Source organism: Nonlabens sp., from assembly GCF_039941875.1.
Taxonomy (GTDB): Bacteria; Bacteroidota; Bacteroidia; order Flavobacteriales; family Flavobacteriaceae; genus Nonlabens.
Genome location: NZ_JBDVDQ010000007.1, coordinates 74,114 through 92,639, shown reverse-complemented (window position 1 = coordinate 92,639; position 18,526 = coordinate 74,114). Strand labels below are relative to the sequence as shown.

General features: G+C 32.9%; 20 protein-coding genes. 18 read left to right on the top strand and 2 right to left on the bottom strand.

Translation table 11 applies throughout. The features are described from left to right. Positions 1-13 precede the first annotated feature (13 nt). The 18 genes from ABJF08_RS05145 (at position 14) to ABJF08_RS05060 (ending at position 14,745) form a co-directional block, all read left to right on the top strand. A complete protein-coding gene (locus ABJF08_RS05145) occupies positions 14-1,756 on the top strand; it encodes a sodium:solute symporter family protein (RefSeq protein WP_348114996.1) in 1,743 nt (580 codons plus the stop codon). 277 nt (positions 1,757-2,033) lie between these two features. Beyond that, positions 2,034-2,333, top strand: a complete 300-nt coding sequence (locus ABJF08_RS05140; RefSeq protein ID WP_348114995.1) for a hypothetical protein — start codon at positions 2,034-2,036, stop codon at positions 2,331-2,333. 56 nt (positions 2,334-2,389) lie between these two features. Next, positions 2,390-2,728: a hypothetical protein gene (locus tag ABJF08_RS05135; protein ID WP_348114994.1), complete on the top strand. Its 339-nt coding sequence runs from the start codon at positions 2,390-2,392 to the stop codon at positions 2,726-2,728. A gap of 6 nt (positions 2,729-2,734) precedes the next feature. Beyond that, a complete protein-coding gene (locus ABJF08_RS05130) occupies positions 2,735-3,148 on the top strand; it encodes a hypothetical protein (RefSeq protein ID WP_348114993.1) in 414 nt (137 codons plus the stop codon). 29 nt (positions 3,149-3,177) lie between these two features. Then, positions 3,178-3,543 carry a hypothetical protein gene (locus tag ABJF08_RS05125; protein ID WP_348114992.1) on the top strand — a complete coding sequence of 122 codons (366 nt, stop codon included), beginning with the start codon at positions 3,178-3,180 and terminating at the stop codon, positions 3,541-3,543. 135 nt (positions 3,544-3,678) lie between these two features. After that, positions 3,679-4,137, top strand: a complete 459-nt coding sequence (locus tag ABJF08_RS05120; protein WP_348114991.1) for a hypothetical protein — start codon at positions 3,679-3,681, stop codon at positions 4,135-4,137. Next, complete coding sequence (locus ABJF08_RS05115; protein WP_348114990.1) at positions 4,134-4,754, top strand: hypothetical protein; 621 nt, start codon at positions 4,134-4,136, stop codon at positions 4,752-4,754. Before ABJF08_RS05120 ends, ABJF08_RS05115 begins: the two co-directional genes overlap by 4 nt. Before the next feature lie 56 nt (positions 4,755-4,810). Continuing rightward, a complete protein-coding gene (locus tag ABJF08_RS05110; RefSeq protein ID WP_348114989.1) occupies positions 4,811-5,455 on the top strand; it encodes a hypothetical protein in 645 nt (214 codons plus the stop codon). 22 nt (positions 5,456-5,477) lie between these two features. Beyond that, complete coding sequence (locus ABJF08_RS05105; protein WP_348114988.1) at positions 5,478-6,566, top strand: hypothetical protein; 1,089 nt, start codon at positions 5,478-5,480, stop codon at positions 6,564-6,566. 63 nt (positions 6,567-6,629) lie between these two features. After that, positions 6,630-7,193, top strand: a complete 564-nt coding sequence (locus ABJF08_RS05100; RefSeq protein WP_348114987.1) for a hypothetical protein — start codon at positions 6,630-6,632, stop codon at positions 7,191-7,193. A 20-nt stretch (positions 7,194-7,213) separates the two neighbouring features. Next, entirely contained in the window at positions 7,214-7,630 is a 417-nt protein-coding gene (locus tag ABJF08_RS05095) for a DUF6389 family protein (RefSeq protein WP_348114986.1), read from the top strand. Between the two features lie 454 nt (positions 7,631-8,084). Beyond that, the gene (locus ABJF08_RS05090; RefSeq protein ID WP_348114985.1) at positions 8,085-8,687 is read left to right on the top strand and encodes a TetR/AcrR family transcriptional regulator; all 603 of its coding nucleotides are present in this window, start codon (positions 8,085-8,087) and stop codon (positions 8,685-8,687) included. A gap of 54 nt (positions 8,688-8,741) precedes the next feature. Next, positions 8,742-9,539: a haloacid dehalogenase type II gene (locus tag ABJF08_RS05085; protein WP_348114984.1), complete on the top strand. Its 798-nt coding sequence runs from the start codon at positions 8,742-8,744 to the stop codon at positions 9,537-9,539. Positions 9,540-9,548: 9 nt separating this feature from the next. Next, positions 9,549-10,286, top strand: coding sequence for an SDR family oxidoreductase (locus tag ABJF08_RS05080; protein ID WP_348114983.1), 738 nt, complete (start codon positions 9,549-9,551; stop codon positions 10,284-10,286). 146 nt (positions 10,287-10,432) lie between these two features. Next, positions 10,433-11,197, top strand: coding sequence for a hypothetical protein (locus ABJF08_RS05075; protein ID WP_348114982.1), 765 nt, complete (start codon positions 10,433-10,435; stop codon positions 11,195-11,197). Positions 11,198-11,354: 157 nt separating this feature from the next. Further along, a complete protein-coding gene (locus ABJF08_RS05070) occupies positions 11,355-12,134 on the top strand; it encodes a HipA family kinase (RefSeq protein WP_348114981.1) in 780 nt (259 codons plus the stop codon). Then, positions 12,124-12,507, top strand: a complete 384-nt coding sequence (locus ABJF08_RS05065; RefSeq protein WP_348114980.1) for a DUF3037 domain-containing protein — start codon at positions 12,124-12,126, stop codon at positions 12,505-12,507. The genes ABJF08_RS05070 and ABJF08_RS05065 overlap by 11 nt, the downstream gene beginning before the upstream one ends. A gap of 393 nt (positions 12,508-12,900) precedes the next feature. Then, on the top strand, positions 12,901-14,745 hold the full coding sequence (locus ABJF08_RS05060) for a cystathionine beta-synthase (protein WP_348114979.1): 1,845 nt from the start codon (positions 12,901-12,903) through the stop codon (positions 14,743-14,745). A 76-nt stretch (positions 14,746-14,821) separates the two neighbouring features. Here ABJF08_RS05060 and ABJF08_RS05055 read toward each other — a convergent pair whose 3' ends face one another. Together ABJF08_RS05055 and ABJF08_RS05050 are read right to left on the bottom strand one after the other, a co-directional pair. Next, on the bottom strand, positions 14,822-15,865 hold the full coding sequence (locus ABJF08_RS05055; RefSeq protein WP_348115019.1) for an NAD(P)/FAD-dependent oxidoreductase: 1,044 nt from the start codon (positions 15,863-15,865) through the stop codon (positions 14,822-14,824). Between the two features lie 179 nt (positions 15,866-16,044). Next, positions 16,045-18,447 carry a zinc-dependent metalloprotease gene (locus tag ABJF08_RS05050; RefSeq protein ID WP_348114978.1) on the bottom strand — a complete coding sequence of 801 codons (2,403 nt, stop codon included), beginning with the start codon at positions 18,445-18,447 and terminating at the stop codon, positions 16,045-16,047. Positions 18,448-18,526: the final 79 nt, after the last annotated feature.

The following is an 18,526-nucleotide window of genomic DNA, read 5'->3' as shown; positions in this document are numbered from 1 at the left end:
ATAACTTTTATTCATGAAATTAGAATTAATCGACATTTGCATCATTATTGTCTTCTTTTTAATATCTCTAGCCATAGGTGTAATAGTCTCTAAAAAAAGCTCCAAAGACAGTTCTTCCTTTTATTTATCTGGTAGAAATATGCCCTGGTGGCTCTTAGGGGTTTCCATGGTCGCAACTACATTTGCGGCAGACACGCCCAACCTTGTTGCCGGTCTCGTACGCTCAGACGGTGTTTCTGGTAACTGGGTCTGGTGGGCATTTTTACTTACCGGTATGCTTACCGTATTCTTTTATGCTCGTTTATGGCGTCGCAGCGGTATCACAACAGACTTAGAATTCTATGAAATGCGATACAGTGGTAAGAGCGCCGCATTCCTACGAGGTTTTAGAGCCTTATATCTAGGTGTAATTTTTAATATTATCATTATGGCTACCGTGTGCCTCGCTGCTATTAAGATAGGACACGTTATGTTCGGTTTTGATGCGTGGACCACACTTACCTTTGCCTCTATCATTACCCTAGCCTATTCCTTATTAGGTGGATTAAAAGGCGTTCTAATAACAGATTTTGTACAGTTTATCATCGCCATGGTAGGTTCTATATGGGCTACCTGTTACATACTCGACCTACCAGAAATTAATGGAATGGCAAATCTTATTACACATCCTAATGTACAAGGCAAACTAGATTTACTACCAGATTTCTCTAACACCGATTTACTCATGGGTATATTTATAGTTCCCATAGCCGTACAATGGTGGAGCACCTGGTATCCTGGAGCAGAGCCTGGCGGTGGTGGTTACATCGCACAACGCATGCTGGCGGCAAAGGATGAGAAAAATGCCACCTGGGCAGTACTTTTCTTTAACCTAGCACATTATGCCCTACGTCCATGGCCGTGGATTATCATAGGACTCGCATCACTTATTATATTTCCTAACCTAGAATCACTAGCTGTAGCATTCCCAGACCTAGAACCAGGTTTTATAAAAGACGATCTCAGTTATCCTGCCATGCTTACCTTTTTACCAGCAGGATTATTAGGACTAGTCGTTACCTCGTTAATAGCAGCCTTTATGAGCACCATTTCTACCCATTTAAATTGGGGTTCTAGTTATGTAGTAAACGATTATTATGCTCGATTTGTAAATAAAAAAGCTACCGAAAAGGAAAAGGTAATCACAGGCCGTCTCTCCATGATAGTTATGATGGTAGCCGCCGCATCACTCTCCTTTGTGTTAGAAGAAGCAAAATTCGCCTTTGAACTTATTATACAAATAGGTGCAGGATCTGGATTATTATTTATTTTAAGATGGTTCTGGTACCGTATTAATCCATGGTCAGAGATCACCGCTATGGCAGTATCCTTTACCATGGCAGTACTCTTTTTTATTAACTCTAGCGAACTATTAGGGCTTGAAGGACAGCTTTTTGGTGAGTTGCTCAACTGGCACATGATATGTATAAACGTACTTATTACCAGTATCGCATGGCTAGCCGTAACCTTCATCACCGAAAAAAGCGACCAAAACACTCTAGATAAGTTCCAGGCAGCCATTTTTGGTACAGAATCTAAGTTTCATAATTTCCAGTACAAGACCCTAGGTTTTCTACTAGGCGTTATAGGAATCTATAGCCTTTTATTTGCCACTGGTAAATTACTCTATGGCGACCTCACCATGGGACTGTCATTGCTTGTCGTTTTTACAGCATGTGCCACAAGTGTCATAGCATTAAGGAAAAAGTTGTTTTAGAAAAGTTCCGCTTTCGCGAAAGCAGAACACCATCCATCACCTTGCCCTTATCCTATTCCATAGATAAGACCAATTATAAAAGCACTCCATTAGGTAGTTATATCCATAGGAGTGCTTTCTTTATATACTTACTTTTAAGGCTGCTGCGTATAACCCATTGCGGGAAACCGTAAACGCAATTTAGGTAAATAGGTATATTGCTGGAAATAAAATAAATTTAGAACTGCTGTTTTTAATTAATCGGTATTTTTATGGTGAAGTTTATAAAAATGGTCTATTGATTATAGGATATCCTAGAACAAAAGATCAATTCACAACTTTAAATGATTTATTATCAAATTCAGGATATAAAATTAGCAGATTATGGATATTAGATTTTCAAAACTTAGATCAGCAATATTCTTTATCAAAAAATAAAGAAATGACTATAAAAATTAATGCTAGAGCTAAAAGAAATAAAGTAATTGAAGAGTTAGTTAACGACTCAACTATTACTTCTAAAATTAATATTGAAACGATAAACAGTTGGAATTCAGAAACAATGAAACAAAAAATAATCTCGATGCATAGAATTTAACATACGTATAGTTATACATATTAATAGTCACTCCAAAAACTAACTATCTTTAGACAATGAGAATATTTTTAAAAATTCTATCTTTTATATTATTAATCGCCTTAACTAGTATTTCTGGATGGAAATTCAGAAAGGAACTCTCTAAATCTCAAAATTTTGGTGATAAATATATTGGTTTAAATAAAGAACAAATAATAGCTGAATTCGGTAAACCTGATTATTTAAATCAAAAATTAGCTTCAGAATTAAATGACGATTTTAACCATTTCTTTAAGGACATATATTGTGAAGCTAATACTAAAGTTCTTTACTTAAAATATGAGAAAATATGGTTTACATACGAGTTTTGGCTTGTAAATAATGCTAACTCTGAAGTTGTAATCTTAGTAAAATAAATAACCATGTTTGGAATCATTATTATATTTATCCTTATCGCTAATTTCTTATTGTTTAAAAAAATCATATTTAAAATTATAGGAAGCGGAATCATAGTTATCTTCTTTGGCTTTTCATTTATTTTTTCTCAACGATACATGAAAACCCAATCCATAAATTATCAAGCTAAGAACCAATTGTATTCCGTTTTAATAAATAATACAAAATCTTATAGAGTGGATAGTATAAAAAAATATCCTTTACATTCTATACAAGACTTTGATGTTCCTAAAAGAATAAGCGTATTATCTACACTAACAAACAATTGTAATCAAAATGATACCATCATAGAGTTAAATGTAACCGGACACATACATAAAAATCAATTTTGGTACATAAAAAAAGATAGTTTAGAACCTATTGGGATTTTGAAATATTAGAATGTAATCCATTAGTAAAATTAAGTAACATGAATAAATTCTTAATAATATTCTTAATGACACTATCCTACTCCGTATTTGGGCAGACTAGTGATAGTATCTATAGTCAAGACAAAGAAACAATTATAGAGTACTTTAAAAAAGAAACCATAGGTGGAAAACTGGATTTTGAGTTGAAAATGAAAGATGACTCTACACCATTTTATCGCGTGGAAAACACCCTTTATAACCATAAAGACATAGGTATTTTATTATGGGCAAAAGCTATTAAAATGACCGAGCAATTTACAGAAGAAGAAGCCTACAAACTTTGGGAAGAAATACAAGAAAGAAAACTAACTGAAGCAGAACTAAGAGCATTTGATAAAGGTTTAAGTATGAAATCTGAAAAATAATTTGCTGATATTTATAAGAATAAAAATCTTACCAATTACTAAAAACAACATAACTCAATAGCATAGATTTGAATGATACACTCAGGAAAACATATCGAGTATTATTGGATTGAAATATTATCTAACGACGATAATATGAAGTCTCTAATTTATAAATTCCCTGAATTCATTCTTGACAAGTATCTTGCGATAGTTTCTTTTGATAGTGATTCATTTTTACCAACAAAGTCCGAGTTAAACCGAGGCTGGATTTACGAGAACGAAATCGCATATTTTGACCAAATCACTGAATCTGAATTATCACAAGATTCATTGTTTGACATTTATGATCAATGGCTGATTTTTGACAATAGACAGAGATTTAATTCTATGGATATTTATGTGAATTTTAGCGGATTTTCAGTAGACATGAATGAATCTAGAAAAACATTTGAATTATCAGTCACAAAAAGGTTTTGGAATGAAGTTGATCAAATTAAACCACAGAAGTTTATTTTGAATGGTGATAAATTTATTATTGGAACCAATAATCAAATGGAATTTGAAAAAGTAAAATCCATCTACTCTCTAAACAGTAAAAAACATTTAGGATGAAATTAAAGCTTTGCATTTTAACTTTTCTATTGAGTAATCTACTATACTCTCAAATTAAAAAAGATAGTTTATTCAAAAAAGATATTTCTTCCTTAGTTGAAGAAATGGAATTCATGTATGGTTATGACCAGCTGTTAAGAGAATATACTATTTATAAAACATTTAATATAGCTGTTACCGATAGTATTGAAAAATTAGATAGTGACAAAATAGAAGCTTTTAAGAATAATAGAAAATTTGCATCAGATTCATTACAATCAAAAATATGGAAAAACTACATTAATCCTAAAGATGAACAACATACTAAAAGAATGATTGAGATAATTAAAAAATATGGATTCCCTTCAAATTTGAGAATTAGAAAATATTATAAAGAGAAATTTGAAAATCCAGAATTTACGGCTTTATTACTATTAGTACATTCCCCAAAATTATATTGGGAAGAATTAAAAAATATCATGAAAAAAGAATTTGATCAAAAAAGAATAGATCAATGTAACTATGGCTTTTTTCTTTGGCATATTTCGGGAAGAAAAAGCTGGCAACCATTATTAGACAACGGTTACATAATGGTGGAAGAAAATGGTAGGTCAACACTTAAATCAACTTGTAAATAAGCGTAAATAATATATTGGTATCAACTAGTAAAAAACACCCAACTAAACCAAAAACTTTGAAAAATATAATTTTACTTTTTTCTCTTTTATTCTTTACCAACTCCTATGCTCAGGTGCAGAAAAAATTCTTTGTAAACGATGTCACTACTATCGAGTATGTTACAGTTAATTTTTGTGTGAATAATAAAGCTCAAATTAGTGAAGTGTCTATTGTTGCAGATAAAACAACTTATGACAACAAATCTAATATAGAACAACTTAGAGCGTACTTACTTAGCATTGAATATTATCCAGATAGTAAATTAAAAAATAATTGTTATGATTCAACTTTTGAATTCATCAATTCTTCATATGAAAAAAAGAGTTTGAACAAAGAAGAATGCCTTGCTTGTAAAAAATTCAAAACAGGATTATTTGCATATAAACATGTTTTATATAAAGACGTTATTATCAAAAGAAACAGAAAGATTCAAAAAGAGATGAATACAGATGACAAGCAGGTTTACAAAATTGAATGGTTGTCTGACTGCACCTATGTATTAACTTACAAAAGAATGACTGAGCAGCGATTAAAACATTTAATAGGTGAGAAAATTCAAGTTGAAATTATTGATATAATAGATGATGATAGTTACGTCTTTAGATCCAAGGCTAACTTTAAAGATACATTTGATTATGGGGTAATTAATAAAATCAAATAATCAACTCTACAAAATAGAACAAATGAAAATTGAGCTGGAAAATTTACAATCTCAAATAAAGCGCAAGCACGTTTTTAAATATAAACCAGAATTTTCTGAATCATTCACTACTGATATTTCTGAAAAACAGATCATACCTTTAGTGTTAGAAATTTTTCTACAGTTAGAGTGGCCTGTAGTTTATTCAGACAAGGTATGTGTAGAAGCTAAAAGAAAAGGAAGTTATAACAAACTCACAGAAAAGATAACTGTAAAAAAAATCAGTGCAAATCGTATAGAAGTACATAGTAAAACTATCGAAGGTCATCTTTGGGACAGTGGAAAAAACTCTAAAAGAACTGGTTTATTTATAGCCCTTTTCAAAAAACTTGCCCTAGAATATAAAGATAATGGTCAGCTTATTAATTTAGAAACAGAATATGAAAAGCAAAATAACTGGACAGACTATGTTGTACCTACAGAATTACCTCAACCTAAATTTCAACAAGAACCTAATCTAGCAATTACTATATTAGGTGGTCTTATCATTTCAATAAGTATCGGACTTATAATAGGGTTCTTAACTCAAAAATTTATTTACATCATAGGTATTTATGAACTAGCAATAGGAATATCTATGGGCTACTTTTTGGGTAAAGTTTTAAAGAAAACAAATTACATTGAATTTGATAAAATTAAAATTATCATCGGTTTCATGTGTTTTTTAGTCTTTTTCACGAGTTTATTTTTTCAGTATGTATTAATTATATTAGATAACAATATAACTGATTTGAGTTTTATAGAATTTATCAAATTTAGAATTGAAAGCGGATTAATGATAAAAACTTTAAATACCGGTTGGATCGGGCTACTTTTAAGTTGGGTTTTTCAAATTGTATTTCCTTTCTTTCTAGCGATGTCACAAATAGCTAACTCCATAATGAAGTATTCTATAGAAAAAATACCAGAAAAAGTATTAGAATATGTCTTTTATCTATTGGACAATGATAAATCTGAAAGTGAAATAAGAGCAGAATTAGCCTTAAAAGGATGGAACAATCCAGAAGATCAACAAGCGATATTTGACGCCATAGGTGCCATCTATGATTTTCAACAAAGTAACCGTGAGTAAGATTAAAATTAAACAAAATCAATATAACATTGACTAGTTAAAACAATAACCAAATTAAAAAGAATGAAGAATATTAAAATTACGATCTATCTCATCGCTATCACTTTTCTTTTCTCTTGTAGCAGTAATCAGTCAACAAGTAAAGACTCTGAAGTGAACACAAAATTAAATTATCAGTACAGAAAGAGTAGAACAGAAAACTTTAAAACTCTAACAAAAAATGAGTTAGTAGAACTAAGGAAAAAAATTGAAGAAGGACTTCACACAAAAATATCTGCTAGTAAAACTATCTTTATTGATTTTAATCAAAAAGCCAGTAACTGTATAGATGCTGCTTTTACTCTTGACGAGAATAAAGATTTAATAGATAGACATCTGGATAAAATCTTACGTTATTCAAAGGAAAATAATGTTGAAAGTTATTTTGTATACACTTCAGATTCTCATAATAGAACTATATATAAAAGTAGTAATTATTATATATTAGATTCAGGTATTTTCTACAATGAAATATTTACAAAACATGAAAATTGCGTCGCATTTTTAATTTTAAAGCCTAACGGAGATTTTTATGAATATTATGGAGAAGACTACTTTTCTGAAGTAATAAAAATTATAAACCAATAATCATTATTAGCACTCCATATATGACAGAAAAGACATATGAAGAAGAGCTTTACAAATCATTTGATAAAGAAAAAGTTCTCATTTTAAAAAATCTTAATTCTTTTTTACGACAGGTACCGCCAGAGGCAATAAGAGTAAATATAATCATTTCCCCTAATCAAGAGGGAGACGGTAGTTTCTGCATTCATGGAGGTTTAAATGGTCCCAATTTATATGTTTTAAATAAGCAAGTTGAAGATTGGAATACCATTATCGTAATAAAAAATACTTCTCTTGGTTTCGACTTAGACTTTCCTATGCTCGATCCTTTTTCTTTAGATTTTTATGCAAATGATGTTATTGATCAAGTATTTATTAAATGGTTTGATGATCATTGGAATGAAATTGATGATTCAAAAATTACTGTTGCTATATCTATTTACTCAGACCACATTTAAAACAAATTCGTGATTAAAAAAAATATTAATGTTGTAATTGGTTTAATGCTTATGGTCTTATCCGCATTCTGGATATATCAAATGACAACTCTTTACTATCGATATCACTTTACAAATATTGTTTTTGCTTTTGAATATCCTACTTGGTTGATAGGAACTAATATTGCTCTAGGCATATTAGTTATCTATCATGGATTTCAGCTTACAAAATATAAAAGTAGGCTAAAGAAAAATATACTTACTGCTGGTTTCATATGCATAACAGGTATACTAATTAATAATTTTTATTATTTAATACAATTAGTATAACTGTCTTAACCACCACCCTATTACACTCACAAGATCTTACCCTAGATTCTGTGAGTTTTTTTTAGTCTCGCTTTCGCGAAAGCGGAATTATTTTAATTAACATAACAAAAACATACTAACTGGTATTTTTATATATCTTTACCACATGCAACAGGAATTAAAATCTGAGTTTACCAAACAACTTATTATAGATAAGGCATTTAACCTTTTCTATGAACATGGATTTAAAACGACCAGCATTGATAAAATAATGAAGGAAACAGCATTGAGTAAAGGTGCTTTTTACCATCATTATAAAAGTAAAAAAGAACTGGGTCTAGAGGTGATTCAGCTTAGGGTACAAAAGAGAGTTGTAGACGGTATGATAGCTCCTTTAAAAGAGCCTGGTAATGCCTTTGACATTTTAGAGTCTGTGTTTATCAATAGACTCAAGGAGTTTCCTTTTTATGATAAGCAACATGGTTGTCCCATGAATAATTTTATTAATGAACTAGGCGACAACGAGGTTTTATATCAAACTGCACTTAAAAATATTATTGAAAAATGGAAAGCTGCCTTAATCAAACTTATAGAAAGAGGTAAAGAAGAGAATAGTATAAAACAAGAGATATCTAGCCAAGCGGTTGCAGTGTACTTGATAAGTTCTTTTGAAGGGATAAGAGGTATCAGAAAACTGTATGATAATGATGCGATTCTAACTGACTACTTATCTGGTTTACAACTATATCTAAAACAAATAAAAGTTTAATATTTTTTTAATCAAAAACATACTACTAGGTATGTTTTATAAAACATTTTATAAATGAGTAACAATAGAAGAGATTTCATCAAGAAAACAGCCGTATTAGGAATGGGGCTAGCAGCGGCACCAGCAATAGCAGCTACCTCAACCAGAACAGCCTCTACTGTTGTAGAAAATACAACACGACCAAAGGTGTTATTTTTTGATGTGAATGAGACATTATTAGACTTAACAACCATGAAAACTAGTGTGGGAAATGCATTAGGTAATAGACCAGACTTATTGCCTTTATGGTTTACTACTATGTTACAGTATTCTCTAGTAACTACGGTGGGGAGACAGTATAATGATTTTGGTATAATAGGTGCCGCTGCCTTACAAATGGTTGCCGCTAACCATGGAATTACAATAAGCGAAGAAGAAGCAAAAACTGCAATTTTAACGCCATTACGTTCTATACCTGCACATCCAGAGGTTAAAGAATCTTTAGCTCGTTTAAGAAAGGCTGGTTATAAGTTAGTTTCTTTTACTAACTCTTCTAACATAGGTGTAAAAACACAGTTTGAAAACGCTGGTTTAATAGAGTATTTTGATGAGCGTTTAAGTATAGAAGATTTAGGAAAATATAAACCTCATACCGATGCTTATGATTGGGCAGCTAGAATGATGGGTGTACAATCAGAAGAGTGTATGCTAGTCGCTGCACATGGTTGGGATATTGCTGGCGCTTTATGGGCAAAATGGAGAGGTGCTTTTATTGGTAGACCTGGGGCGCAATTATATCCGCTTGCTCCTAAGCCTGAGTTTAATGAAAAAGATTTAAAGTTGATTACCGACCATTTAATCGCATTAAAATAAATAGAAATTATGAGTGATGTAAAAAATAAAGTGATTATTGTTACTGGTTCTTCTAAAGGAATAGGTAAAGAAACAGCTATCCTATTAGGTAACAACGGCGCTAAGGTGGTAGTAAATCATTCTAACAGTGAAGAACAAGCAAATGAGACCGTTGCCACTATTATTAAAAATGGTGGTGATGCCATAGCTATTAAAGCCGATGTAAGTGATAGAGAACAGGTAACGATGTTATTTGACAAAGCTATTGCGGCATATGGTAAAATAGATGTACTGGTAAACAATGCTGGTACCATGATCTCCAAAAAATTAAAGGATGCTACTCAAGACGATTTTACAAAACAATTTGAGGTTAATGTGAGAGGTATTTTTAATACACTACAAGAGGCAGATAGCAAACTAGCTGATAACGGTATTATTATAAACTTCTCTTCGAGTACTACAAAATTAATGTTGCCCACCTACTCTATTTATTCAGCTACCAAAGCTGCGGTTGAGCAAATGACTCGTGTATTTTCTAAGGAAATAGGAAGAGGTGTATCTGTTAATGCACTGGCACCTGGAGCTACAGAAACTAAATTATTTCTAGACGGTAAGTCGCAAGAACAAATTGATAAATTAAGTTCTATGAATGCATTTAATAGACTAGCAAAACCTATGGATATTGCAAAGGTGGTTTTATTTCTAGCATCTGACGATTCTAAATGGATCTCTGGACAAGTGATAGGAGCAAATGGTGCCTTAGTATAATTAATGTAGTAATCTGTCCAAACTAGTTTTCATGAAGAACTCATAAAATCAATTTATCGATTTTATGAGTTTTTTTTATTAGATCACAAATACTGATTAAACTATTATCAGATGAAGAAGTCTTATGAAATATAAAAATATATTCTATGAAGTTTCTATTCTACCTTTCTATTTCCATTTGTTCAATTATCGTTACCAAGACTATAGATATTGCTTCAATATCTAGCGACCCAATAAAAGTAACTGATGGTCTAGTGGATTATAAAGTATCTGATGACAAAGAATACATTTATGTAAATGTTAGTACCAAAGATCAAAAAACCTCTTTGTCTATTTTAAGACATGGGCTTTCTGTTTACTTTGACGTAAAAGGAAATGAGGATAAAAATGTTTATGTAAAATACCCTTATGATTCTGCACCAGTACAAATGCCTAGAAAACCTAGAAATGAAAGTACCGAAGAAGAAAAACCAAAGATAGATTTTAACGCAATAATCGCCGAGTTACCAGGAGAGGCTGAATATGTTTATTATGATGACAGACAGCAGTTTCATAAAGATCTTAATGCGCTTGAAATAACTATGGGCTATACAGTTACCGATGATTTATTTGAGTACGAATTAAAGATTCCTGAATCAAAAATAAGTAACGATAGTAAAGCAGACTTTTCTGAATTAACTGTAGGTGTGGTGACTAATACATTTGACAAAAAGCCGGAAAAAGATAGCAATGAAGCCTCACAAGGTGGCCGTGGAAGCGGTGGTCGTGGTGGCCGCGGCGGTGGCGGTGGCGGTGGCCGTGGTGGTCGCGGTGGACGTGGACAAGGTGGCGGCCGTGGTGGAGAAAGATCACCATCTCAAGAACAAGCTGTTTCTATAGATTTTTGGTTTGCTGCTCCTTTGAGTAATTAAACAATACTTCATAAATGATTTAAAAGCTATCCTATTATACATAGTTTTTCGATACACAACTCACCGTTTCTATTTTTGATGCGGTGAGTTTTTTTATGCCTTATAAGAATATTAAAAACCAGAATAAGCATTTCTAAATTTAGTAATTTTGGTTTCTATGAATAAAATTGATATTCGTACCGTAAATGTGGTGCAATATGTACAGCCTTTGAGAGAAGGTGGTTCACTGCCTGCTATTGTAAAAGCAGATGATGGGTTTCTATATGTAATCAAGTTTAGAGGCGCAGGACAAGGTAAAAAAGCACTTATATCAGAGTTTATAGGTGGTGAACTAGCTCGCACACTCGGCTTGCATGTTCCAGAAATAGTTTTCATGAACCTAGACGACTCTTTTAGTAAAACAGAGCCAGATGAAGAGATTCAGGATTTATTAAAATTTAGCGTGGGTTTAAACCTAGGGCTTCATTTTTTAACAGGTTCTATCACTTATGATCCTTTAGTTAGTGAGGTAGATGCTTTAACCGCTTCTAAAGTGGTTTTGTTAGACAGTATTATAAGCAACATCGATAGAACAGCAAAGAATACCAATCTATTGCAGTGGAATAAAGAACTGTGGATTATTGATAACGGTGCTAGTTTTTATTTTCATCACGATTGGAAAACATGGGAAAATCATTTGACCAGAACATTTCCTTTGATAAAAGATCATGTGCTATTAGAAAAGGCTACCCAATTAGAAGAGGCTTCTAAAGAAATTATACCGCTTTTTACTCCAGAAAGAATTAATGAAATAGTCTCTAACATACCAGAAGACTGGCTTTTAAATGAATCTGACGCAATGACTAGCGACCAGATAAGAGATGCATATAACCTGTTTTTAAACACGCGCATGTCTAAAATGGATTTACTTATTAAAGAAGCTCAAGATGCAAGGTAAATATACATTTGAGTATGCTACGATAAGAATCGTACCTAAAGTAGAGCGAGAAGAGTTTATTAATGTAGGTGTTATTTTATTTTGTAAACGCAAGAAATTTGTAGGCATGAAATACTACATCCATCCAGAAAAGTTCAAGGCTTTTTCTCCTGATGTAGATATAGAAACTTTTGAGAGTTATTTAAATGCATGGATAAAGGTATGCGATGGCTCACCTGCTGGTGGTAAAATAGGTGCAATGGAATTATCAGACCGTTATAGATGGTTAACTGCTTGTAGAAGCACCATTATCCAAAGCTCAAATACACATTCTGGACTGTGTGAAGACCCACAACAGACGCTAGAAGAGTTATTTAAAAAACAAGTTCTCTAGGTATAGTGTGCAATTAAACGGTAGTACTACCCTACTGGATTGCTGTAAAATTTTTAATTAAAAAAAGATGGGTTGTTATGAGTTCCGCTTTCGCGAAAGCGAAACTAAAACCAACTAAGAGATTAGTATGATAAGAAAAGGTAGTTATGTCTAAGGTTAATATACGACTCTATAAATCAGTGAAGTAAGCCACTAGTTTAGGCTGTTAGAAAGTAGTTAAAATAAACATTAGGAAAAGTTTAAAAGTCCTCGCTGGGTAACTAAAATAAATTAGCTTCCCTTTGCAAAATAAATGGCTATCAAAATGAGCAATGATAAGTATTTCAAGGCTTATTTGTTAGATGGCAACAATAGAAAATAACGTATATTATTGACCATTAATATGGTAAAATTATGGAAAAGAATAAAATGCTAGATTATATTAAAGACGTTTTAGATAATATGCCATCTGGTTGGGTGGATATTACAACGCACAGACTAGATATTTATAATGAAGAGCTTGCAAAAACTCAGTTTCTAGAGCAATTTGAAGCTTTATATAATGATAATAACTCAGAGAAGTCTGCGCTAGAAATACTGCCTACTGCTTATGATTACATAAGATTAGGACATCCTTTATCTTGTGTCCTAGAATGGGGTATTGCACAATTAGATGGTCTTAAATCTGAAAATGTAATTAGTTTTTCATCAAAGACAGTACCTGTTCTAGCGGTGTTGAGAAAAAACCTTTTTGACCATAAGAACACCCAAATTATTTATACTGGTACTTTACCAGACTCTTTTGACGCGGAAGCAATAGAGCGAGTTTATGGATACCAATTTGAATTAAAGAAGGTAGATTCTATTAAGGATGTACCTGCCTTTGACGGTAGTACCATCTTTATTAAAAATGAAGAACAAATAGGTGCTATCGAACTACATGACCATATCGATTTTTATATAAGTCTACACGGTAAGTTAGGTAGTGTACTGGTTATAAATGGTCAGGAAAATGAGAGTTATGTGGCAGACATACAGCATGTACGTAGAAGAGAAACGATTGCGATGACTCCTGCAAACTCTGTCCTAGCTATACAATCTCTTGTGTCACAAACTGCTTTTAAAGTAGAAGAAACTAATGTAGCAAGCGACAAAGCAAGTGTTTTAAACTCTATAAAAGAGATTACTAGATCGAGTACAGAACCTCTAGTAGGTTCTAGTGGTTTATCGATTCAGTATGCCATTATGATGGGGCTTATTAACGATGCCAAAGAGAACCATAAAGGAAAAGCGATTAAAATAGTCGTACCACCTAACTGTTATGGTGGTACTAATGACCAAGCAAGAAGAGTCGCGGCATGTATTGATAATGTGGACATTGTAGATTTACTAGTGGATGGTGATAACGATATGGTACAAAGTATCGATACCGTTTTAAATCAGATTGCAAAGGAAGACGCGATACCTTACATTATTGCTGAAATACCTACTAATCCTAGAGTTGAGGTACCGGACCTGGTTCAATTAAAAGAGGTATTAACAAAAGAACGTAAAACACCTAGTGGTGATCTTGCGATAGATCCTGTATTTATTTTAGATCAAACATTCTGTCCTAATGTTCACTTTTTAGGTGAGGACGATATGTTATCTGACGTGCGAACTATTTCTTTTGCTAGTGGTTCTAAATTCCCAAGTGGTGGTCGTTGTACGGCTGGTTACTGTGTAGGAAATAAGAAAACTACTGCGTTAATGGAAAAAATAGAATTGCACTTAGGTATTTGTGATAATGAAGCTACAGATCTTCAATATGAAATACTTGCAGAGCAGTTACCATCTATGAATCAAAGAATCACAGATGCATATAAGAATACTCGCGAATTTGTAAATTATATTCACGAGACTTTACCTGGTGCTAAGATCAATTTTGTATCAGAAGAACTGGCACAACAAGGGTTTACACCTTCTGTATTTTCACTAGACCTACCTACAAAAGGCGCTACTGCTGAAGAGAAAGAAGCACACAAAAGAGAATTGAATCTTAAATTGATCAATTTAATGATCACAGAGATTCCTAATGAAAGTAAATTTTGTGTGAGTTATGGACAGTTAAAAGGCTGTTACTGGACTATACCAGCTACGTCTACACAAGGAACTACTAAAGAAGGTGATAAAGACTACATCGTACGTGCGTCTCTATCTCCTAACCTAGATCTTGAATTACATAAAAAGATGTTTTCTAAATTTGTAGCATCTATTTAAGAGATTTTAATCTTAAACTTAAAACGCCGCTTCATTTAACATGAAGCGGCGTTATTATTTATTATAAAAATGAAGTTTATTTCTTCTTTGACATGATATCAGCTAGGTAGCTAGCGTCTTTAGAAACACCTCCTAGTGTGGCAGATCCACGAGTGTACATCCATGGTAAGCCCATAAAATAAAGTCCTTCTATATTACTTACACCTCTATAGTTTTTAGGGTAATTATCTGCATCGAGTTCTAGACCTTCTATCCATGAAAAGTTAGGACGGTACCCTGTAGCCCAAATTATATTTTTAATGGTAGAAACGTTTTTAGATTCAAAGAAAATCTTTTCCTTTAAAGCATCTTTTGTTCTTCCTACAGGAAAAACGTTCTCTCTAGCTAGAATACCCTTTACGTCCGTACCTATGACAGGTTGCGTAGAAGAATTGATCTTCTTCCCTATCCAACTGTATTTGTTATAGCTTAAAAAACCTATTTTAGTAAACCACCACCATAGCGTTTTACCTAAGAAATTTTGAGGTAATGATTTTACAGTCGTATCACCAGAAAAATAGACCTTGCGCGTGCCATCCTTAGATATTTCGTTTAGAATCTGATAACCAGAATCTCCACCACCTACTACCAGCGCGTCACCATCTTGTAATTGATCGATTCCTTTGTAATAGTTACTGTGCATTTGCAGTATACTGTCTGATGCTTTTACGTGACATGGTGGTGTATACGGAATATGAAAAGGTCCAGTTGCTACGATTACATTTTTGGTCTCAATGACACCATCTTTATGTTCTACACAAAAAGTTTTCTCTTTCTTTTTTACAGAAGTAACTAGCGTGTTTAACTGAACAGGAATTTTAAATTTATCTACGTAATTTTTAAAATAGTTGGCTACCTCAAATTTAGATGGATAATGGTTTTTAGGAGCGTCAAAGTCCAATCCTGGTAAGTGATTATATTCTGTAGGAGTAAATAGCTTTAAGGAATCCCATCTATTTAACCAGGAGGCGCCTATTTCATTTTCTCCATCAAGAACTATGAAATTTTTATCCATTTGTTTTAAATGATAAGCCATAGCTAGACCTGCTTGTGCACCACCTATTATCACATAATCTAACATCTTGCTATTCATTACAATTTTATAAAAGTTCTTGCAAAATTAAGAATCCTTTGAAGATACCCTAATTAAATAGACACTTTAAGCAGATTAAATAATAAATTGATAATGATAAATAGGAATAGGTAAATAATCAATATCTCGAATAGTAAAGAGAAATTTTTCTATGTTATTACAATTCTCTAGTAATCAAACCCTATCGGACTTCCATCGGGAATGCTAGGTAATTGTTTTACTTTAAATAATTCTGGATGCGTATTAAAGTTCTTGATTTGAGAAAGTAATTGATTTTCAAAAACATCGCGCTTATTCAACTCTTTTTCAATAGAATTCAACTCATTTCTAGCAGCTGCTTTTACTTCTATATTAGTTCGCGTACTTGCTATAAGATTCATTAAGTGATTTAAGAACAATTCCTGACTTCTATAAGAAATAGCTATGCTATAAGAATCATCAGTATTTGAGATCTTAAAGACTTTATTAGTTACTTCATTCATAATAGCTACTAAGCTCAAAACATCTGAATTTGAAGACTTACTTTCATTTTTAATAGAATTTTGAGTAGCAATTCTATTCATACGCTGTGGATGAAACAATAAATCAAAAGTCATGTCTACACTAGTTGCTGCAGCATTAAGTGCGTCGAAGGTAACTCCAGTTTCAGATTTAAAGCTTTCTCTAGTTCTTCCATATCCATAAGCTCGTGGTGGGAATAACTGGAGAACAGAATTAGGTATCTTCAACATTTCTGGATCTATACTATTCAATATGCTCTTTAGAGCTTGTCTTTGAGTCTTGGCGCTTATAGTTTTAAAATCTTGTGACTCATCTTTAGTTAAATACCCATACTCTACGCCACCTATTAATTTAGCCGCAGCCTCTACTTGGTAACGATGTGCAAAATAAACTGGTACAAAAACATCTTCTAAAACACTCAAAGGCTCGCCTGATTTTATGTTATGAATAGAAAATTGATTCATAGCGATTTCACGTACTTTTAATATATGGTCCAACTCTTCACTAGGGTTAGATCCATTATCCCATAAGTGACCACTTGCACTAGCGCCACCAGTAGCTCTTGCATCACTATCAGATATGAATTTTAAACCTGCAACATCAGCCTTTTTAATAATAGATTTTAAATAAGCTGACTCAGTTTGACTACCTGTTGGGTTTCCATAAGAATATTGAACTATCAGGTTATCCCAACTTCCCATACTTACTCCATAAACATCATCTAGACTTATCTCTCCATTTACGATGTCGTACTTAGGATGCGGATAATCCATAACACTAGCGCGATCATTTACACTTGCAGCAAAATTATGTGCAAAACCAAGTGTATGACCTACTTCATGAGCACCCAACTGTCTAATTCTAGCCAGCGCCATTTCCATCATAGGTTTATAATTATCATCACTGTCTTTAAAAGGTTCTTTAAGCAAACCTTGTGCGATTAAAAAATCTTGTCTTATTCTTAAACTACCTAGACTTACATGACCTTTAATAATTTCTCCTGTACGTGGATCTGTTATACTACCACCATAACTCCAGCCGCGTGTACTGCGATGTACCCATTGAATCACATTATATCTTAAATCCATAGGATCTGCATTTTCTGGTAACATCTTTACCTGAAAAGCATCTATATAACCAGCACTTTTAAAAGCCTCATTCCACCAGCCTGCGCCTTCTAATAATGCTGCACGTATAGGTTCTGGTGTGCCACGATCTAGGTAATAAATTATAGGCTCTACCGCTTCACTTTGTGCTGCATCAGGATTTTTCTTTTCTAATCTATGTCTGGTAATAAAACGTTTCTGTATAGGTTCAAAAACTGGTGTACTGTAATCCATATAACTGGTATAAAAAGAACCACTACGTGTATGAAATTCTCTAGGTTCATAACCAGCATCTGGTAATTTCACAAAACTATGATGCTGTATCACAGATATACTACTCGCATCTGGCGCAACACTTCTTACATCACGACCTATAGGTGTCCCAGTAAAGGTGAGCATTGCTTCAAACTCTGAATTCTTTGGAAAACTCTTGGTATTCTCCATCCATAAAGCACTACGAGATTTATCAAGCTTGTATGTGCCTTGTCTACGATCTTTTAAACGTTTTGCAACGCCATGAGCATCCTGCATTAAAAACGGAGTCAAATCAATGATATAAGTACCATTTTTAGATTCCTTAATTTCAAAACCAAATAATACCGATCTTGCAAATGCCTGCTCAATAGATGCTTTTTCATCAACATTAGAAGAACTCGCACGGTATTTTAAATTGGGTTGCATGAGTAATAGTTTATTACCACTCTTCACCCATTTGACTACCACGCCACCACCTAATTGACCTCTATCCAGTCCTATATCATTAGATCCTAGGCCACTAGTTAAAGAATGTACATATAGAAATTCTTTACCCAGATCTTTGACTTCTAGTATTATACGACCTTTATCTTCTTGATAAGTAAAGTTATAATAGCCTGTAAATTGTTGAGTGTTAGATGTAGATTGCGCTTTCGCGAAAGCGGAAACCAATAAAAACAAAGAAAAAATATAACAGGTGCTTTTCATGTATGGATATTTAAGGTCAGAAAGATAATTCATAAAAATAAAATATGAATCTAACCACGCAACCTATTCATTTAAATCG

What these genes read in the sequence shown, in the direction of transcription:
- ABJF08_RS05080 (WP_348114983.1), top strand. Translation starts at nt 9,549, where the DNA reads ATGAGTGATGTAAAAAATAAAGTGATTATTGTTACTGGTTCTTCTAAA.
- ABJF08_RS05090 (WP_348114985.1), top strand. Translation starts at nt 8,085, where the DNA reads ATGCAACAGGAATTAAAATCTGAGTTTACCAAACAACTTATTATAGAT.
- ABJF08_RS05105 (WP_348114988.1), top strand. Translation starts at nt 5,478, where the DNA reads ATGAAAATTGAGCTGGAAAATTTACAATCTCAAATAAAGCGCAAGCAC.
- ABJF08_RS05085 (WP_348114984.1), top strand. Translation starts at nt 8,742, where the DNA reads ATGAGTAACAATAGAAGAGATTTCATCAAGAAAACAGCCGTATTAGGA.
- ABJF08_RS05100 (WP_348114987.1), top strand. Translation starts at nt 6,630, where the DNA reads ATGAAGAATATTAAAATTACGATCTATCTCATCGCTATCACTTTTCTT.
- ABJF08_RS05145 (WP_348114996.1), top strand. Translation starts at nt 14, where the DNA reads ATGAAATTAGAATTAATCGACATTTGCATCATTATTGTCTTCTTTTTA.
- ABJF08_RS05070 (WP_348114981.1), top strand. Translation starts at nt 11,355, where the DNA reads ATGAATAAAATTGATATTCGTACCGTAAATGTGGTGCAATATGTACAG.
- ABJF08_RS05130 (WP_348114993.1), top strand. Translation starts at nt 2,735, where the DNA reads ATGTTTGGAATCATTATTATATTTATCCTTATCGCTAATTTCTTATTG.
- ABJF08_RS05115 (WP_348114990.1), top strand. Translation starts at nt 4,134, where the DNA reads ATGAAATTAAAGCTTTGCATTTTAACTTTTCTATTGAGTAATCTACTA.
- ABJF08_RS05075 (WP_348114982.1), top strand. Translation starts at nt 10,433, where the DNA reads ATGAAGTTTCTATTCTACCTTTCTATTTCCATTTGTTCAATTATCGTT.
- ABJF08_RS05125 (WP_348114992.1), top strand. Translation starts at nt 3,178, where the DNA reads ATGAATAAATTCTTAATAATATTCTTAATGACACTATCCTACTCCGTA.
- ABJF08_RS05060 (WP_348114979.1), top strand. Translation starts at nt 12,901, where the DNA reads ATGGAAAAGAATAAAATGCTAGATTATATTAAAGACGTTTTAGATAAT.
- ABJF08_RS05050 (WP_348114978.1), bottom strand. Translation starts at nt 18,447, where the DNA reads ATGAAAAGCACCTGTTATATTTTTTCTTTGTTTTTATTGGTTTCCGCT.
- ABJF08_RS05135 (WP_348114994.1), top strand. Translation starts at nt 2,390, where the DNA reads ATGAGAATATTTTTAAAAATTCTATCTTTTATATTATTAATCGCCTTA.
- ABJF08_RS05065 (WP_348114980.1), top strand. Translation starts at nt 12,124, where the DNA reads ATGCAAGGTAAATATACATTTGAGTATGCTACGATAAGAATCGTACCT.
- ABJF08_RS05120 (WP_348114991.1), top strand. Translation starts at nt 3,679, where the DNA reads ATGAAGTCTCTAATTTATAAATTCCCTGAATTCATTCTTGACAAGTAT.
- ABJF08_RS05055 (WP_348115019.1), bottom strand. Translation starts at nt 15,865, where the DNA reads ATGTTAGATTATGTGATAATAGGTGGTGCACAAGCAGGTCTAGCTATG.
- ABJF08_RS05095 (WP_348114986.1), top strand. Translation starts at nt 7,214, where the DNA reads ATGACAGAAAAGACATATGAAGAAGAGCTTTACAAATCATTTGATAAA.